Origin of the sequence: Gottfriedia acidiceleris (assembly GCF_023115465.1) — a bacterium.
Lineage (GTDB): Bacteria > Bacillota > Bacilli > Bacillales > Bacillaceae_G > Gottfriedia > Gottfriedia acidiceleris_B.
Genome location: NZ_CP096034.1, coordinates 143600 through 158964, shown reverse-complemented (window position 1 = coordinate 158964; position 15365 = coordinate 143600). Strand labels below are relative to the sequence as shown.

The window sequence follows — 15365 nt, the reverse complement described above, 5'->3', positions numbered from 1 at the left end:
TGTTTTTTCTCCCATCTTTACGCAACTTTTGACTCCTTAATCGAATCAATATATTGTTGCGCTTTATCTTTATCGTATTCGCCTTCCCATTTCGCCATCGTAATGGCTGCTAATGAGTTTCCTAATACATTTACTGCAGAACGAACCATATCTAAAATACGATCAATACCTGCAATTAATGCGATTCCTTCTAAAGGTAATCCCATTGAACCTAGTGTAGCCAGTACTACTACGAACGATGCACCAGGGACACCAGCCATACCTTTTGATGTAAGCATTAGTACAAATAATAATGTTACCTGCTCCATAAATGACATGTGAATATTGTACATCTGAGCAACAAATAATGCAGCAAGAGCTTGGTAAATAGCTGAACCCGTTAAATTAAACGAGTACCCTGTCGGTATTACAAAAGATACTATTGCTTTTGGACAACCCATGTCTTCCATTTTTTTCATAATGTTTGGAAGTACAGCTTCCGAACTTGCTGTTGTAAAAGAAAGAATCAGCTCTTCCTTTAAAATCTTCATAAGTGTAAAAATATTCGTCCCTGTCATTTTAGCATTAATACCTAAAATAACAATAGCAAAAAATGCTACAGTTATATAAACAGCTAAAACAAGTTTACCAAGTGGTAATAAAGTACTTACACCAAACTTTGCAACTGTTACAGCAATTAACGCGAAAACCCCAAACGGAGCAGTTTTCATAACTTGATTTGTAACCCAAAACATCGCTTCTAAAATGCCTTCAAAAAATCCAAGAACAGGCTTTCCTTTATCACCAATCGCTGCTACTCCTAAACCAAATAGAACAGAGAAGAAAATAATTGGCAATAAATCACCTTGTGCCATTGATTCAAACACATTTTTCGGGAAAATATGAACAATTGTCTCTGCAAAACCACTTTGTTGAGTTGCAGTTGCTGTTTGTTCATATGCTGAAATATCACCTTTTTGCAAATGAGTCATATCTACGCCTTTACCTGGGTGGAATAAATTCGCTGCAATCATTCCAATACCAAGCGCAATCGTCGTAATGATTTCAAAATAAAGAAGTGTTTTTCCTCCAAGTTTCCCTAGCTTTTTTATATCCCCAACACCTGCTACAGCTACTACAAGAGCTGAAATTACAATTGGCATAACGATCATTTTAATTAAATGAATAAAGATATCACCAATCGGTTGAATATAAGATATTGCCTTTTCATTTCCGTATACTAAAGCTCCTACAACAATACCTAATATAAGAGCAACAAAGATTTGCGTAGCTAATCCAAACTTCTTCATATAAATCCCCCTTGTTAACGCTTTCAAATATATAAATGAAATACATAACTAATTCTAAATGCAAACCTACAAAACAATACAAAAACCTACAAACACTTTTAAAATAATTATAAAAAGTTTCAATACGTTAAATGGTCAAGCGGATTTCACAAGGAATAGATAAAAAGAAAAAGTCTGTCCATAATCAAAGGAAGATAGGAAAAGGAAGTGTAGTAAGGGAAAGAACTGAAAATAGCTGAATTGACGCATGAAGAAATAAATCCACAAAATAAAAAACTCCTGTCCACAAAGTGGAGAGGAGTTTTGAACGTATAAATAAAAATTAACGTTTTGAGAACTGAGGAGCTCTACGTGCACCTTTAAGACCGTATTTTTTACGCTCTTTCATACGTGCATCACGAGTTAATAATCCAGCGCGTTTTAAAGTTCCGCGGTATTCAGGATCAACTTGTAATAATGCTCTTGAGATACCGTGACGAATTGCACCAGCTTGACCAGTGTATCCACCACCGTTAACGTTTACTAAAATATCATAGCTACCTAATGTTTCAGTTGCAACAAGTGGTTGTTTAACAACTTCTCTTAATGCAGCGAATGGGATGTAATCTTCAAAATCACGACCGTTAATGATAACGCGTCCTTCGCCAGGAACTAAACGTACACGAGCTACTGAGCTTTTACGACGTCCTGTGCCATAGTATTGTACTTGTGCCATGTGAATGCCCTCCTTTTATAATTATCCGCGAAGTTCGTAAACTTCTGGTTTTTGTGCTTGGTGTGGATGCTCGTTACCAGCATACACGTGTAACTTTTTAATTTGAGCACGTCCAAGACGTCCTTTTGGAAGCATACCTTTAACAGCTAACTCAAGCATTTTAACTGGGTAGTTAGTACGCATTTCTAAAGCTGTACGCTCTTTTAAACCACCAGCATACATTGTATGACGGTAGTAAATTTTATCGTTTAATTTGTTTCCTGTTAATTCAACTTTCTCAGCATTGATGATGATTACGTTATCACCTGTATCAACGTGTGGTGTGAAAGTTGGTTTGTGCTTACCGCGAAGTAAAGTAGCTACTTCAGTTGCAAGACGACCTAAAGTTTTTCCTTCAGCGTCTACAACGAACCACTTACGTTCAACTTCGCTAGCTTTTGCCATATAAGTTGTGCGCATTCTATTTTCCTCCTAATACAATATACATAAAGTAAAATTGTTTTTATTGTTTATCTTTAACACGACTGGTTCCGGGGCTAATCGTGGTTCTTAAAACAATACCGTATTTAATATTAAACTTTATACCTTCTAATGTCAAGCAAATGTTACACCAGGATTAGTTGTTATAATCAACTTTCCATAAAAACAGCCCATTAGGCGGTGAAGTCTTGCCAGCCTTGGCTCGATCACGTGCTAATAATGCGTTTTTAACGCTTTTTACATCACGCTTTCCTTGCCCTACTTCAATTAATGTTCCAACAATAATTCTTACCATATTATAAAGAAAACCATTTCCTTCAAGAGCGATGACAATCCCCTGATCTGTTTTATTAATACTTCCTTTATAAATCGTTCGTACTTTGTCCTTAATATCCGTATTTGAGGCACAAAATGAACTAAAATCATGTGTACCTAGTAAGCAATCTAATGCTTCTTGCATTTTAACAATATTTAGATCAAAAGGAAAAAAATAATGATGGTTTCTAGAAAAAACATTTTCGTCTTTTTCATTCCAAATAAAATAACGGTATTCTTTCCGAACGACGTCAAATCTAGAATGAAAATTATCATCAACAATCTCTACAAATCTAACATTAATATCTTTAGGTAATTGTGCATTTAATGCTCTTTTCCATTGCTCTGGTTGAAGGGCGTATTCACTATCAAAATGTATTACTTGTCCTACTGCGTGTACCCCTGTATCTGTCCTACCTGAGGCATGGATTCTTATTGGATTACCTTTGTGCATTTTTGTTAGAACCTTCTCAAAATCTGTTTGGACTGTTCTCTGATTAGGTTGAACTTGGTATCCATTAAATAGTGTGCCATCATATGATATTATACACTTAATTCGATTCATAAATTATCTCCATTACTTACGTAAAAACAATAATAGTAAAAATAATATTAATAATACAACAAAACATGCTGTATCCCGTAAATGCCACTTCATAATACGAAACTTTGATCTTCCATCTCCGCCTTGGTAACCTCTAGCTTCCATCGCAACTGCTAAGTCCTCAGCTCGTTTAAATGAATGAATAAATAATGGAACAAGTAAAGAAACTAATGCTTTTAACCTGTCTTTTATAGGTCCTGAAGAGAAATCCACTCCTCGAGACGATTGTGCCTTCATAATCTTTTCAGTCTCTTCCATAAGCGTTGGAATAAATCGTAGTGAAATTGACATCATTAAAGCCATTTCATGCACTGGTAGACCAAACCGTTTAAATGGGTTAAATAATGACTCAAGTCCATCGGTAATTTCGATTGGATTTGTTGTTAATGTTAGTAAGGTAGTAATTGAAACTAAAAGAAAAAATCTCAAAGATATATAAATACCTTGAATAATTCCTTCTTTATGAATTTCGACCCATCCAAAATGATAAATTAGTGGTCCCTCTTTATTTGTAAAAACATGCAATAAAAACGTAAACAATGCTAACAACCAGATTGCTCTTAATCCTTTTAAATAATAATTAAGAGGTACTCTTGATAACAATACTGTTACAATTGAAAATAAAAATAAAATACCGTATGTTATAAAATTATTTGCTAAGAAAACGATACAAATAAAAATGAACATTGTAAGAAGTTTTGCTCTAGCATCTAGACGATGAATAAGTGAATCGACTGGAATATATTTTCCGATAATTAGACTATTCATTTTGTTTCCCCATTATAAAGATTCGCTATATAATTTGCGAGTTGTTCGATTGTTAAACTTGTAGCTTTGTCATTAATGCCTAATTTTTGATTTAGTTCTTGGTGGAATTTTAAAGAAAGTGGAATTTGTAATCCAATTTCCTCTAGTTCCTTTTCATATGAGAACACTTCTAAAGGGCTTCCCTTTAAATACGTAGTCCCTTTTTGAAGCACATGGATTGTATCAGCATATCTCGCTGCATCTTCCATGCTATGCGTCACCAAAATGATCGTCAGGCCCTTTTCTTTATGCAATTCGTAAAACATATCCATTAGCGCTTTTTGACCACTTGGATCAAGACCAGCAGTTGGTTCATCCAAAACTAAAACTTCTGGCTCCATTGCTAAAACACCTGCAATAGCAACCCTTCTCATTTGCCCACCACTTAGTTCAAATGGTGACTTCATTAAATATTCTTCACTTAATCCTACTTTTTCAATTAAATCTTTAGCTCTTTTTTTTGCTTCATCTTGAGATACACCAAAATTCATTGGACCAAAGCAAATATCTTTCTCTACAGTTTCTTCAAATAATTGCTGCTCAGGAAACTGAAAAACTAATCCTACTTTTTTTCTTAATGATTTTAAATTCTTGTTTTTCTTATCTGATAAAAGGGTAATATCGTCTATTTTGGCGATGCCCTCTGTTGGTTGTAAGAGGCCATTTAAATGTTGCAGAAAAGTAGATTTACCTGAGCCTGTGTGACCAATTACAGCATAATATGACCCATCTGGGATCGTAACATCAATATCATAAAGAGCACGATGCTCAAAAGGTGTCTTCGGCTGATAAGTATAGCCTACTTTTTCAAAAGTAATTTGCATAATTCGCTCACCAAGCTTTCTTGCTCTAGATGGTCTTGTCTTAAAGGTAAACCTTTTTCGATTAATAAACTAGAAAGGTTATTTGTAAAGGGAGATGCTAATCCAAGCGACTCTAGAGAAAACTCTGTTTTTAAAAGTTCTTCTGGAGTTACACTTTGAATTAAATGACCATCATGCATAATTAAAATACGGTCTGCATGTATTGCTTCTTCTATATCATGAGTAATTGAAATAACAGTCATATTAATATCTTTATGTAAATCACGTATTGTCTCGATTACTTCTTTTCTACCGAAAGGATCTAGCATCGATGTAGCTTCATCCAATATTAAAATACTAGGTTGAATTGCTAATGCTCCTGCTATTGCTACTCTTTGTTTTTGGCCACCAGAAAGAGAGTGTGGCTCATGGAGCACAAATTCGTTCATATTAACAATGTTTAAAACTTCTTCAATTCGACGATCCATTTCTTTTTTCTCTATTCCATGGTTCTCTAATCCAAATGCAATATCGTCTATTACGGTTGTACCTACAAACTGATTATCAGGATTTTGAAATACCATCGCTATTTTCTTTCGCACGTCCCATATTGTTTTTTCTGATAAGCTAATTTCCTCATCAATCACAATTTGGCCCTCTTCAGGTAATATTAGTCCATTTAAAAGTTTAGCTAATGTTGACTTTCCTGATCCGTTTCTACCTACAATAGCGATCCATTCATTTTCTTTTATATTGAATGATACAGAATGAATTGCATTTGATTGTGCCTGTGGATATTTAAAAGAGATGTTATCTACTTTAATACTATCTTTTCTCATTTGTTCACCTATAATTTCTCATTGTTTATAGATATATAATAGTCTAAAAGTAAACAGAAAAAAAGGGCAACGACATGTTTACAAGAAACGTCGAGCCCTTTTGTATTCGAATATTAAACTAATTCGATAACAACCATTGGTGCTGCGTCTCCGCGACGAGGACCAATTTTTGCGATACGAGTGTATCCACCTTGACGCTCAGTGTAACGAGGAGCGATGTCAGCAAATAATTTTTGTAAAGCGTCTTGACCGTTTTCAGCGTTAGCAACTTCATTACGGATGTAAGCAGCAGCTAGACGACGAGCGTGTAAGTCTCCACGTTTACCTAATGTAATCATTTTTTCAACAACAGAACGTAACTCCTTCGCACGAGTCTCAGTTGTTTGAATACGTTCGTTGATAATTAAATCAGTAGCTAAGTCACGTAACATAGCTTTACGTTGTGAGCTAGTACGTCCTAATTTTCTGTATCCCATTTCTAGTTCCCTCCTTTGTAAGTAGTATCAAAATTGGGTCATATAGACATGAAGAGAACGCCTCTCCCTTTATCGAAGCTACAATCAGTCTTCTTTACGTAGGCCAAGACCTAACTCTTCTAACTTATGTTTTACTTCTTCTAAAGACTTACGACCTAAGTTACGTACTTTCATCATGTCTTCTTCTGTCTTATTCGCAAGCTCTTGTACAGTATTAATACCAGCTCGCTTTAAGCAGTTATATGAACGAACAGAAAGATCAAGTTCTTCAATCGTCATTTCAAGGACTTTATCTTTTTGATCTTCTTCTTTTTCGACCATGATTTCTGCATTTTTAGCTTCGTCAGTTAAACCTACAAAAATGTTTAAGTGTTCAGTAAGAATTTTTGAACCTAGTGCGATAGCATCCTTTGGTCCAATACTTCCGTCAGTCCAAACATCAAGTGTTAACTTATCGAAATTTGAAACCTGTCCCACACGTGTATTTTCAACTTGGTATGTGACACGAGACACTGGAGTGTAAATCGAGTCGATAGGAATAACACCTATTGCTTGATCCTCTCTTTTGTTACCATCTGCAGGGATGTATCCACGTCCACGTCTAGCAGTTAGACGCATACGTAAATGAGCATCTTTAGCAAGAGTTGCAATATGAAGATCTGGATTTAGAACTTCAACATCGCTATCATGCGTAATATCGGCTGCAGTAATTGGCCCCTCACCGCGTACATCAATTTCTAATGTTTTTTCTTCGTCTGAATAAATTTTCAGAGCAAGTTTTTTAACATTAAGGATAATTGTTGTAACGTCTTCTACAACACCTTCAACTGTAGAGAACTCATGTAACACGCCATCAATTTGAATAGCAGTTACAGCGGCACCAGGAAGTGAGGATAAAAGGATACGACGTAAGGAGTTACCTAGCGTTGTACCATATCCACGCTCAAGTGGTTCAATAACGAATTTACCATATTTGGAATCGTCACTGATCTCAACCGTTTCGATTTTCGGCTTTTCGATTTCAATCATTTTTTAAACCCTCCTTCAAAACGTCGAAACCCTCGGTTAGACCAAGCTAACCGAAAGTCCCTATTAGGCAGTTCCTAATTGTGCACAACAAGAGATGTCTGTTAATATTTGCCAAACATATATCATAATCCATTATAGACAATTTTTGAAAACTTATACAGACAAATTATACACGACGACGTTTTGGTGGACGGCATCCGTTATGTGGAACTGGAGTAACGTCTCTGATAGCAGTTACTTCAAGACCAGCAGCTTGAAGAGCACGGATAGCAGCCTCACGACCAGCACCCGGACCTTTAACAGTTACGTCAAGAGTTTTTAAACCGTGTTCCATAGAAGCTTTAGCAGCAGTTTCAGCAGCCATTTGTGCAGCGAATGGAGTAGATTTACGAGATCCTTTGAAACCTAATGATCCAGCGCTTGACCATGAAATTGCGTTACCATGAACATCAGTGATTGTTACGATTGTGTTATTGAAAGTTGAACGAATATGAGCTGTACCAGCTTCAATATTCTTTTTCACACGACGTTTACGTACATTTGTTTTACGTGCCATGTTGAATACCCTCCTTTACTTAAAAAATATTATTTCTTTTTGTTCGCTACTGTACGGCGTGGGCCTTTACGAGTACGAGCATTGTTTTTAGTGTTTTGACCACGAACAGGTAAGCTACGACGGTGGCGAATACCACGATATGAACCGATTTCGATTAAACGTTTAATGTTTAAAGAAACTTCACGACGAAGATCCCCTTCAACTTTCAACTTATCGATTAATTCACGAATTTTACCTAATTCTTCTTCTGTTAAATCACGTACACGAGTGTCTTCTGAAATACCAGCTTCAGCTAAGATTTTTTCAGAAGTTGCACGACCGATTCCGTATACATAAGTTAAAGAAACAACCACGCGTTTATCGCGAGGAATATCTACACCAGCAATACGAGCCATTCTAGTGCACCTCCTTCTTTATTAACCTTGTTTTTGTTTATGTTTTGGATTTTCACAAATTACCATTACTTTACCACGTCTGCGGATAACTTTACATTTTTCACAGATTGGTTTTACTGATGGTCTCACTTTCATGATTTCAACCTCCTTGTAGATTACGGAGTGCATATTTATTATTTAAAACGGTACGTAATACGGCCACGAGTTAAATCATATGGAGATAGTTCTACAGTAACCTTGTCACCTGGAAGAATACGAATGAAGTTCATACGAATTTTACCAGAAACGTGTGCAAGAACGACATGACCATTTTCCAATTCAACCTTGAACATCGCATTCGGAAGTGTTTCCGTAACGGTACCTTCAATTTCAATTACATCATCTTTCGCCATTAGGGCATTCTCCTTTCTTCAAATCAGTAGCTTGCTTGTAGGCAAACATACGCTTAGGAACATTAAGCCAAAGTGCTCTGATATGTTGGAGATTTTTTGGCCTACTAAAGACCTATATTATATCAATCGTTCCAAGCAAAGCTATGTTTAAGCTTTAATAACAGTATCAGTTTTGACGAAACAACAATACGTCATACACAAGGAACGACGATCTTATCGTTCAATTATTAAACTAACTCTTTTAAAAGATTATCAATGTCATTGAAGACTTTATTAATCTCTTGTTCACCTTCAATTGTTTTTACATAACCAAGATTATTGTAGAAATCAAGTAAAGGCTGAGTTTGTTTGATATTTACTTCAAGGCGATTTGCAACTGTTTCTTCATTATCATCCGCTCGTTGATAAAGTTCTCCGCCACATTTAGGGCAAACACCCTCTTCAACAGGTGGATTGAAAATTAAATGATAAGTTGCCCCACACTCTTTGCAAATACGACGACCTGTTAAACGTTCAATTAAAAGTTGTTGGTCTACATGAATGTTTAACACGAAGTCAATTTTACGATTCATTACTTTCAAAGTTTCTTCTAGTGCTACAGCCTGCGCAACTGTTCTAGGAAAACCATCCAGTAAAAAACCATTTTGGCAATCATCTTTAGCTAATCGTTCACGTACAATACCAATTGTTACTTCATCAGGAACAAGTTGACCTTGATCCATAAACGATTTTGCTTGAAGACCTAGTTCAGTGCCGTCTTTAATCGCTGCACGGAACATATCACCAGTAGATATATGAGGAATGCCGTATTTTTCGACAATTTTCTCAGCTTGTGTGCCTTTGCCTGCACCAGGAAGCCCCATAAGAATTAAATTCATGGTTAATCCTCCTCAAAATTAGGTGAGCAATAGGGAATTATGCATTTCCCTATGCTCGTTCTTTAATAAAGCCTTTGTAGTTTCTCTTAACAAGCTGACTTTCTAATTGTTTCATTGTTTCAAGCGCAACTCCGACTACGATTAGTAAACTTGTTCCTCCAATTTGAGCTGAAGGTGGTAAGTTCGCAAATTTACCAAATATGATTGGTAATAAAGCGATGACAGCTAAGAAAATTGCTCCTACGAAAGTTAAACGATATAAGACTTTAATGATATATTCTTGAGTGCTCTTACCTGGGCGAATACCCGGGATGTAGCCACCTTGCTTCTGAAGATTTTCAGCCATTTGCTCTGGATTAGCCTGAACAAAAGTATAAAAATATGTGAAAGCAATGATCAAGATTAAATAAAATGCCATTCCCCATGGATTGTTATACGTAAAATGCGTTTTAATCCATTCAGTCACATTGTTACTTGGTAAGAACGATGCAATTGTTGAAGGAGTAATTAAAAATGAAACAGCGAAGATTACCGGAATAACCCCAGCGCCATTTACTTTTAATGGCAAGTGAGTAGATTGTCCTCCGACATAGCTATTATTACCATTGTTACGTTTAGCATATTGAATTGGAATTTTACGATTAGCTTGTTGGATGTAAATTACAGCTACGATTACTAATAGTAAAACTAAAAACACTAGGCCAACTTTCACGATGTTTAAAAATAGCGCGTCACCAGCACCTTTAAATTGTTGCTGATAAACTTGACTTAATGTATTAGGTATAGCAGCAACTATACCACCAAAGATGATAACTGATATACCGTTCCCTACACCTTTAGCAGTAATCTGCTCACCTAACCACAATAAGAAAGATGTTCCAGCTGTTAGTACAATTGCTATATAAAGATAGGTTGACCAACCTGGATTTTCAATTAACATTCCGCCAGTAATATTATTCATACTGATTGATAATCCAATTGCTTCTACGAATCCAAGAATAATTGTGATGTATCTAGTCAGTTGAGTCAATTTACGTCGACCAATCTCACCTTGCTTCGACCATTCAGTTAACTTCGGAACAACGTCCATTTGAAGTAACTGAATAATGATTGAAGCAGTAATGTAAGGCATTATACCCATTGCAAAAATCGAGAACTGTTTAAGAGCTCCTCCACCGAATGTGTTTAGTACCCCAAAGATGCTTGAGCTATCTTGAGATGCTAATACATCGGCGTTGACGTTTGGAACAGGTATAAACGTTCCAATACGAAATACAATTAACATTAATAACGTAAAGAATATTTTTTTTCTAATATCTGCAATGCGCATAAAGTTGGAGATTGTCCGGAACATTTTAGATCACCTCAGCATTTCCACCAGCTGCTTCGATTGCCTCTACTGCAGAAGATGAGAACTTGTGAGCTTTAACAGTAAGTTTAACTTCTAACTTACCTTTACCTAAAATCTTAATACCAGCTAATTCTTTACGAACAATACCAGTTTCGATCAGTAACTCAGGAGTTACTTCAGTTCCGTTTTCGAAGCGATTTAACGTTTCAACATTAACGATTGCATAATCCTTACGGTTGATGTTAGTGAAACCACGTTTTGGTAAACGACGGAATAAAGGAGTTTGACCACCTTCAAATCCAAGACGAACACCGCCACCTGAACGAGCGTTTTGTCCTTTATGACCTTTACCTGCAGTTTTACCAGTACCTGAACCAATACCACGACCGATACGTTTAGATACTTTACGAGAACCTTCTGTAGGTTTTAATTCATGAAGTTTCATTAGGGCACCTCCTTACTTATTCATGTTCAATTAAATTTCTTTTACAGATACAAGGTGAGAAACTTTGTTAATCATCCCACGCATTGCAGCGTTATCTTCTTTAACAACAGTTTGGTTTGTTTTAGTAATACCTAAAGCACGAACTGTTGCAATTTGATCTTGTTTACGACCAATTACACTGCGAGTAAGGGTAATTTCTAACTGTTTAGCCATCGTTATCCCTCCTTATTAACCTAGTAATTCTTCTACAGATTTACCACGTAATTTAGCAACTTCATCCGCACGTTTTAAGTTACTTAAACCTTCGATAGTAGCACGTACAATGTTTACTGGTGTGTTAGAACCAAGAGATTTAGATAAAATATCATGTACCCCAGCAAGTTCTAATACCGCACGAACAGGACCTCCAGCGATAACTCCAGTACCTTCAGAAGCAGGTTTTAAGAATACTTCACCAGCTCCAAAACGACCAGTAATTACGTGAGGAATTGTAGTTCCAACGATTGGTACATTAATTAGATTTTTCTTAGCATCTTCAACAGCTTTACGAATAGCATCAGGTACTTCTTGAGCTTTACCAGTACCAAAACCTACATGACCGTTTTTGTCACCAACAACTACTAATGCTGCAAAGCGGAAACGACGACCACCTTTTACAACTTTAGCAACACGGTTGATCGTAACTAAGCGTTCTTCAAGCTCTAATTTATTAGGATCAATGCGACGCATGTATGTCCCTCCTTCTTTTATTAAAATTGTAAACCAGCTTCACGAGCAGCTTCAGCTAAAGCTTTTACGCGACCATGATATAAGTAACCACCGCGGTCGAATACAACTTCAGTAACACCTTTTTCAGTAGCGCGTTTTGCAACTAAGCTACCTACTAATGTTGCTGCTTCGATATTACCAGTACCATTTAAAGTTAATTCTTTATCTAAAGTTGATGCACTTGCTAATGTCACACCATTAACATCATCAATGATTTGAGCATAGATATGGTTGTTTGAACGGTAAACGTTTAAACGTGGACGTTCTTGAGTACCAGATAATTTAGTACGAACACGAGCATGTCTCTTTTTACGTACTGCATTTTTATCAGCCTTAAAGATCATCTTGGTCACTCCTTTCTCTTATCTAGTTATAGATTACTTAGCAGTTTTACCTTCTTTACGACGAACCATTTCGCCTTCGTAACGAATACCTTTACCTTTGTAAGGCTCTGGTGGACGTACTTGACGGATGTAAGCAGCAAGAGCGCCTACACGTTCTTTGTCGATACCTTTAATACTGATCTTAGTATTTGAAGGTACTTCGATTTCAACACCTTTTTCAGGAGTGATCTCAACTGGGTGAGAATAACCAACAGCTAGAACAAGTTTGTCACCTGTTTTAGTTGCACGGTAACCTACCCCAACTAATTCAAGGTTACGAGTATAACCATTAGTTACACCTTCAACCATGTTACCTAAGATAGCACGAGTTGTACCATGAAGAGCACGGTGCTCTTTGTTATCAGTTGGACGTGCAACTGATAATACGTTCTCGTTAACTTCGATTGTCATATCAGGGCTAAAAGTACGAGTTAACTCACCTTTAGGTCCTTTTACTGTAATAGTATTGTTGTTATTAGTAAGAGTAACTCCAGCTGGAATTACAAGTTCTTTTTTACCAACACGAGACATTCACTACACCTCCATTCTCTCTGTGTTATATTACCAAACGTATGCTAAGATTTCGCCACCAGTTTTTGCTTGACGAGCTTCTTTATCTGTCATTACACCTTTAGATGTTGATACAATAGCAACACCTAAACCGTTAAGTACGCGAGGTACTTCGTCAGCTTTCGCGTATACACGTAAGCCAGGCTTAGAAATTCTTTTTAATCCAGTGATAACACGTTCGTTGTTCACACCATATTTTAAGAAAATACGGATGATACCTTGTTTATCATCTTCAATGTACTCAACGTCACGGATGAAACCTTCACGTTTTAGAATTTCAGCAACCTCTTTCTTTAGGTTAGAACCTGGGAATTCTAATTTCTCGTGACGTACCATGTTCGCATTACGAATGCGAGTAAGCATATCTGCAATAGGATCTGTCATGACCATGTTCAGATAACCTCCTTCCTAATATCTATAGAATTACCAACTAGCTTTTTTAACGCCAGGGATTTGTCCTTTGTAAGCAAGTTCACGGAAACAAATACGGCAAAGTTTAAATTTACGTAATACTGAGTGTGGACGTCCGCAACGTTCGCAACGTGTATACTCTTGTACTTTAAATTTCTGAGCACGTTTTTGTTTCGCAATCATTGATTTTTTAGCCACGTTTTCGCCTCCTCTTCTTTAGCGCTGGCTTTCATTATTTTTGAAAAGGCATTCCGAATAATGTTAGCATTTCACGAGCTTCTTCATCAGTATTTGCAGTAGTTACAATAACGATGTCCATACCACGTACTTTGTTTACTTTATCATAATCGATCTCTGGGAAGATTAATTGCTCTTTAACACCTAAAGTGTAGTTTCCACGGCCATCGAATGCTTTTTTAGAGATTCCACGGAAGTCACGTACACGAGGTAATGTTACAGAAACTAATTTCTCAAAGAATTCATACATACGCTCACCGCGTAATGTAACTTTAGCACCGATAGGCATTCCTTCACGAAGACGGAATTGTGCGATTGATTTTTTAGCTCTAGTTACAACAGGTTTTTGACCTGCGATTAAAGTTAATTCCTCAACAGCAGTATCTAATGCTTTTGAATTTGAAACAGCCTCACCAACACCCATGTTGATGACGATCTTTTCAATTTTTGGCACTTGCATAACTGATTTATAGTTAAACTTGCTCATTAGAGCAGGAGTGATTTCATTTTGATATTTCTCGACTAGGCGGTTCATTCAGTTGACCTCCTTTCATAAATTTCTATTATTTATCAAGTAATTCGCCTGATTTTTTTGCAATACGTACTTTTTTACCATCCACTAATTGGTAACCTACGCGTGTAGGTACTCCAGTTTTTGGATCTAATGCCATAACATTAGAAACATGGATTGGTGCTTCTTTCTCGATGATGCCACCTTGTGGGTTAGCTTGAGTAGGTTTTGAGTGTTTTTTAATGATGTTAACACCTTCAACTAGTACGCGGTTATTCTTTGGAAAAGCAGCAAGGATAACACCTTGTTTTCCTTTGTCTTTACCAGAGATAACTTGAACTTTATCACCTTTTTTTACATGCATCTTCTTCGTGCACCTCCTTAATAAGGCTTTCTGAAGTATTTATTAAAGTACATTAATTAAAGTACTTCTGGAGCTAATGATACGATTTTCATGAAGTTGCTATCACGTAATTCACGTGCAACTGGTCCGAAAATACGAGTACCACGTGGGCTCTTATCATCTTTAATGATAACAGCTGCGTTTTCATCAAATTTGATGTAAGTACCGTCTGGACGACGAACACCGCGTTTCGTACGAACGATAACAGCTTTAACTACATCACCTTTTTTAACAACGCCACCTGGTGTTGCTTGTTTTACTGAACATACGATGATATCACCGATGTTAGCAGTTTTACGGCCTGAACCACCTAATACTTTAATAGTAAGTAATTCACGTGCACCTGAATTGTCAGCAACTTTTAAACGAGTTTCTTGTTGGATCATGTCAAATTGACCTCCTTTCGGATTAAGAATGATATCCGATCATCTATTAGATAATAACAGCTTCTTCTACGATTTCAACTAAACGGAAACGTTTTGTAGCTGATAATGGACGAGTCTCCATGATTTTTACGATATCGCCAACTTTTGCAGTGTTTAGCTCATCGTGCGCTTTATATTTCTTAGAATATTTAACGCGTTTTCCGTATAGTTTATGTGTTTTATAAGTTTCAACTACAACAGTAATTGTCTTATCCATCTTATCAGAAACTACACGCCCTGTGTAAACTTTACGTTGGTTACGTTCGCTCACTGTGCAAACCTC

General features: G+C 36.6%; 26 protein-coding genes. All 26 read right to left on the bottom strand.

Annotated elements, in window-relative coordinates; all coding sequences use genetic code 11:
- Positions 1 to 17 precede the first annotated feature (17 nt).
- The 26 genes from MY490_RS00880 to rpsQ all read right to left on the bottom strand — a co-directional run bounded on the left by MY490_RS00880 (position 18) and on the right by rpsQ (position 15353).
- Positions 18 to 1289: a cation:dicarboxylate symporter family transporter gene (locus MY490_RS00880; RefSeq protein ID WP_248267608.1), complete on the bottom strand. Its 1272-nt coding sequence runs from the start codon at positions 1287 to 1289 to the stop codon at positions 18 to 20.
- Positions 1290 to 1611: 322 nt separating this feature from the next.
- Positions 1612 to 2004 (bottom strand): 30S ribosomal protein S9, encoded by a 393-nt coding sequence (gene rpsI / locus MY490_RS00875; RefSeq protein ID WP_056467505.1) that lies wholly within the window; start codon positions 2002 to 2004, stop codon positions 1612 to 1614.
- A 21-nt stretch (positions 2005 to 2025) separates the two neighbouring features.
- A complete protein-coding gene (gene rplM / locus MY490_RS00870) occupies positions 2026 to 2463 on the bottom strand; it encodes a 50S ribosomal protein L13 (protein ID WP_088014592.1) in 438 nt (145 codons plus the stop codon).
- A gap of 157 nt (positions 2464 to 2620) precedes the next feature.
- Positions 2621 to 3364 carry a tRNA pseudouridine(38-40) synthase TruA gene (gene truA, locus MY490_RS00865; RefSeq protein ID WP_248267607.1) on the bottom strand — a complete coding sequence of 248 codons (744 nt, stop codon included), beginning with the start codon at positions 3362 to 3364 and terminating at the stop codon, positions 2621 to 2623.
- Positions 3365 to 3376: 12 nt separating this feature from the next.
- Entirely contained in the window at positions 3377 to 4171 is a 795-nt protein-coding gene (gene cbiQ, locus MY490_RS00860; RefSeq protein WP_248267606.1) for a cobalt ECF transporter T component CbiQ, read from the bottom strand.
- On the bottom strand, positions 4168 to 5034 hold the full coding sequence (locus MY490_RS00855) for an energy-coupling factor ABC transporter ATP-binding protein (protein ID WP_248267605.1): 867 nt from the start codon (positions 5032 to 5034) through the stop codon (positions 4168 to 4170). Before MY490_RS00855 ends, cbiQ begins: the two co-directional genes overlap by 4 nt.
- Positions 5010 to 5852, bottom strand: coding sequence for an energy-coupling factor ABC transporter ATP-binding protein (locus tag MY490_RS00850; protein WP_248267604.1), 843 nt, complete (start codon positions 5850 to 5852; stop codon positions 5010 to 5012). The genes MY490_RS00855 and MY490_RS00850 overlap by 25 nt, the downstream gene beginning before the upstream one ends.
- Positions 5853 to 5965: 113 nt before the next feature.
- Entirely contained in the window at positions 5966 to 6328 is a 363-nt protein-coding gene (gene rplQ, locus MY490_RS00845) for a 50S ribosomal protein L17 (RefSeq protein WP_056467487.1), read from the bottom strand.
- A gap of 84 nt (positions 6329 to 6412) precedes the next feature.
- Complete coding sequence (locus MY490_RS00840; RefSeq protein ID WP_056467484.1) at positions 6413 to 7357, bottom strand: DNA-directed RNA polymerase subunit alpha; 945 nt, start codon at positions 7355 to 7357, stop codon at positions 6413 to 6415.
- A gap of 166 nt (positions 7358 to 7523) precedes the next feature.
- Positions 7524 to 7913, bottom strand: coding sequence for a 30S ribosomal protein S11 (gene rpsK / locus MY490_RS00835; RefSeq protein WP_056467481.1), 390 nt, complete (start codon positions 7911 to 7913; stop codon positions 7524 to 7526).
- 29 nt (positions 7914 to 7942) lie between these two features.
- A complete protein-coding gene (gene rpsM / locus MY490_RS00830) occupies positions 7943 to 8308 on the bottom strand; it encodes a 30S ribosomal protein S13 (RefSeq protein ID WP_056467478.1) in 366 nt (121 codons plus the stop codon).
- 21 nt (positions 8309 to 8329) lie between these two features.
- On the bottom strand, positions 8330 to 8443 hold the full coding sequence (rpmJ, locus tag MY490_RS00825) for a 50S ribosomal protein L36 (RefSeq protein WP_000868344.1): 114 nt from the start codon (positions 8441 to 8443) through the stop codon (positions 8330 to 8332).
- Positions 8444 to 8481: 38 nt separating this feature from the next.
- The gene (infA, locus tag MY490_RS00820; protein ID WP_056467475.1) at positions 8482 to 8700 is read right to left on the bottom strand and encodes a translation initiation factor IF-1; all 219 of its coding nucleotides are present in this window, start codon (positions 8698 to 8700) and stop codon (positions 8482 to 8484) included.
- A 227-nt stretch (positions 8701 to 8927) separates the two neighbouring features.
- Positions 8928 to 9578, bottom strand: coding sequence for an adenylate kinase (locus MY490_RS00815; RefSeq protein WP_248267603.1), 651 nt, complete (start codon positions 9576 to 9578; stop codon positions 8928 to 8930).
- Positions 9579 to 9627: 49 nt separating this feature from the next.
- Complete coding sequence (gene secY / locus MY490_RS00810) at positions 9628 to 10932, bottom strand: preprotein translocase subunit SecY (protein ID WP_248267602.1); 1305 nt, start codon at positions 10930 to 10932, stop codon at positions 9628 to 9630.
- Between the two features lies 1 nt (position 10933).
- On the bottom strand, positions 10934 to 11374 hold the full coding sequence (gene rplO / locus MY490_RS00805; RefSeq protein ID WP_056467467.1) for a 50S ribosomal protein L15: 441 nt from the start codon (positions 11372 to 11374) through the stop codon (positions 10934 to 10936).
- Between the two features lie 30 nt (positions 11375 to 11404).
- The gene (gene rpmD / locus MY490_RS00800; protein WP_088070790.1) at positions 11405 to 11587 is read right to left on the bottom strand and encodes a 50S ribosomal protein L30; all 183 of its coding nucleotides are present in this window, start codon (positions 11585 to 11587) and stop codon (positions 11405 to 11407) included.
- A gap of 15 nt (positions 11588 to 11602) precedes the next feature.
- On the bottom strand, positions 11603 to 12103 hold the full coding sequence (rpsE, locus tag MY490_RS00795) for a 30S ribosomal protein S5 (protein WP_056467462.1): 501 nt from the start codon (positions 12101 to 12103) through the stop codon (positions 11603 to 11605).
- 20 nt (positions 12104 to 12123) lie between these two features.
- The gene (rplR, locus tag MY490_RS00790) at positions 12124 to 12486 is read right to left on the bottom strand and encodes a 50S ribosomal protein L18 (RefSeq protein ID WP_098848446.1); all 363 of its coding nucleotides are present in this window, start codon (positions 12484 to 12486) and stop codon (positions 12124 to 12126) included.
- Between the two features lie 33 nt (positions 12487 to 12519).
- Positions 12520 to 13056, bottom strand: coding sequence for a 50S ribosomal protein L6 (gene rplF, locus MY490_RS00785; RefSeq protein ID WP_088014601.1), 537 nt, complete (start codon positions 13054 to 13056; stop codon positions 12520 to 12522).
- Positions 13057 to 13086: 30 nt separating this feature from the next.
- Positions 13087 to 13485, bottom strand: coding sequence for a 30S ribosomal protein S8 (rpsH, locus tag MY490_RS00780; RefSeq protein WP_056467453.1), 399 nt, complete (start codon positions 13483 to 13485; stop codon positions 13087 to 13089).
- A 33-nt stretch (positions 13486 to 13518) separates the two neighbouring features.
- Positions 13519 to 13704 carry a type Z 30S ribosomal protein S14 gene (locus MY490_RS00775; protein ID WP_056467450.1) on the bottom strand — a complete coding sequence of 62 codons (186 nt, stop codon included), beginning with the start codon at positions 13702 to 13704 and terminating at the stop codon, positions 13519 to 13521.
- Positions 13705 to 13738: 34 nt separating this feature from the next.
- The gene (gene rplE, locus MY490_RS00770; protein ID WP_248267601.1) at positions 13739 to 14278 is read right to left on the bottom strand and encodes a 50S ribosomal protein L5; all 540 of its coding nucleotides are present in this window, start codon (positions 14276 to 14278) and stop codon (positions 13739 to 13741) included.
- A 28-nt stretch (positions 14279 to 14306) separates the two neighbouring features.
- Positions 14307 to 14618 carry a 50S ribosomal protein L24 gene (gene rplX / locus MY490_RS00765; RefSeq protein ID WP_056467443.1) on the bottom strand — a complete coding sequence of 104 codons (312 nt, stop codon included), beginning with the start codon at positions 14616 to 14618 and terminating at the stop codon, positions 14307 to 14309.
- Between the two features lie 56 nt (positions 14619 to 14674).
- Positions 14675 to 15043 (bottom strand): 50S ribosomal protein L14, encoded by a 369-nt coding sequence (rplN, locus tag MY490_RS00760; RefSeq protein ID WP_088014602.1) that lies wholly within the window; start codon positions 15041 to 15043, stop codon positions 14675 to 14677.
- A gap of 46 nt (positions 15044 to 15089) precedes the next feature.
- Entirely contained in the window at positions 15090 to 15353 is a 264-nt protein-coding gene (gene rpsQ, locus MY490_RS00755) for a 30S ribosomal protein S17 (RefSeq protein WP_056467437.1), read from the bottom strand.
- Positions 15354 to 15365 lie beyond the last annotated feature (12 nt).

Bases quoted from the DNA above. Each gene is read 5' to 3' on its own strand.
- rplO (WP_056467467.1), bottom strand. From the start codon at position 11,374: ATGAAACTTCATGAATTAAAACCTACAGAAGGTTCTCGTAAAGTATCT.
- MY490_RS00840 (WP_056467484.1), bottom strand. From the start codon at position 7,357: ATGATTGAAATCGAAAAGCCGAAAATCGAAACGGTTGAGATCAGTGAC.
- rpsM (WP_056467478.1), bottom strand. From the start codon at position 8,308: ATGGCTCGTATTGCTGGTGTAGATATTCCTCGCGATAAACGCGTGGTT.
- cbiQ (WP_248267606.1), bottom strand. From the start codon at position 4,171: ATGAATAGTCTAATTATCGGAAAATATATTCCAGTCGATTCACTTATT.
- MY490_RS00880 (WP_248267608.1), bottom strand. From the start codon at position 1,289: ATGAAGAAGTTTGGATTAGCTACGCAAATCTTTGTTGCTCTTATATTA.
- rplM (WP_088014592.1), bottom strand. From the start codon at position 2,463: ATGCGCACAACTTATATGGCAAAAGCTAGCGAAGTTGAACGTAAGTGG.
- truA (WP_248267607.1), bottom strand. From the start codon at position 3,364: ATGAATCGAATTAAGTGTATAATATCATATGATGGCACACTATTTAAT.
- rpsI (WP_056467505.1), bottom strand. From the start codon at position 2,004: ATGGCACAAGTACAATACTATGGCACAGGACGTCGTAAAAGCTCAGTA.
- rpmD (WP_088070790.1), bottom strand. From the start codon at position 11,587: ATGGCTAAACAGTTAGAAATTACCCTTACTCGCAGTGTAATTGGTCGT.
- rplR (WP_098848446.1), bottom strand. From the start codon at position 12,486: ATGATCTTTAAGGCTGATAAAAATGCAGTACGTAAAAAGAGACATGCT.
- MY490_RS00855 (WP_248267605.1), bottom strand. From the start codon at position 5,034: ATGCAAATTACTTTTGAAAAAGTAGGCTATACTTATCAGCCGAAGACA.
- rplE (WP_248267601.1), bottom strand. From the start codon at position 14,278: ATGAACCGCCTAGTCGAGAAATATCAAAATGAAATCACTCCTGCTCTA.
- rplX (WP_056467443.1), bottom strand. From the start codon at position 14,618: ATGCATGTAAAAAAAGGTGATAAAGTTCAAGTTATCTCTGGTAAAGAC.
- MY490_RS00850 (WP_248267604.1), bottom strand. From the start codon at position 5,852: ATGAGAAAAGATAGTATTAAAGTAGATAACATCTCTTTTAAATATCCA.
- secY (WP_248267602.1), bottom strand. From the start codon at position 10,932: ATGTTCCGGACAATCTCCAACTTTATGCGCATTGCAGATATTAGAAAA.
- rplN (WP_088014602.1), bottom strand. From the start codon at position 15,043: ATGATCCAACAAGAAACTCGTTTAAAAGTTGCTGACAATTCAGGTGCA.
- MY490_RS00815 (WP_248267603.1), bottom strand. From the start codon at position 9,578: ATGAATTTAATTCTTATGGGGCTTCCTGGTGCAGGCAAAGGCACACAA.
- rpsH (WP_056467453.1), bottom strand. From the start codon at position 13,485: ATGGTCATGACAGATCCTATTGCAGATATGCTTACTCGCATTCGTAAT.
- rplF (WP_088014601.1), bottom strand. From the start codon at position 13,056: ATGTCTCGTGTTGGTAAAAAAGAACTTGTAATTCCAGCTGGAGTTACT.
- rpsE (WP_056467462.1), bottom strand. From the start codon at position 12,103: ATGCGTCGCATTGATCCTAATAAATTAGAGCTTGAAGAACGCTTAGTT.
- rpsK (WP_056467481.1), bottom strand. From the start codon at position 7,913: ATGGCACGTAAAACAAATGTACGTAAACGTCGTGTGAAAAAGAATATT.
- infA (WP_056467475.1), bottom strand. From the start codon at position 8,700: ATGGCGAAAGATGATGTAATTGAAATTGAAGGTACCGTTACGGAAACA.
- rpmJ (WP_000868344.1), bottom strand. From the start codon at position 8,443: ATGAAAGTGAGACCATCAGTAAAACCAATCTGTGAAAAATGTAAAGTT.
- rplQ (WP_056467487.1), bottom strand. From the start codon at position 6,328: ATGGGATACAGAAAATTAGGACGTACTAGCTCACAACGTAAAGCTATG.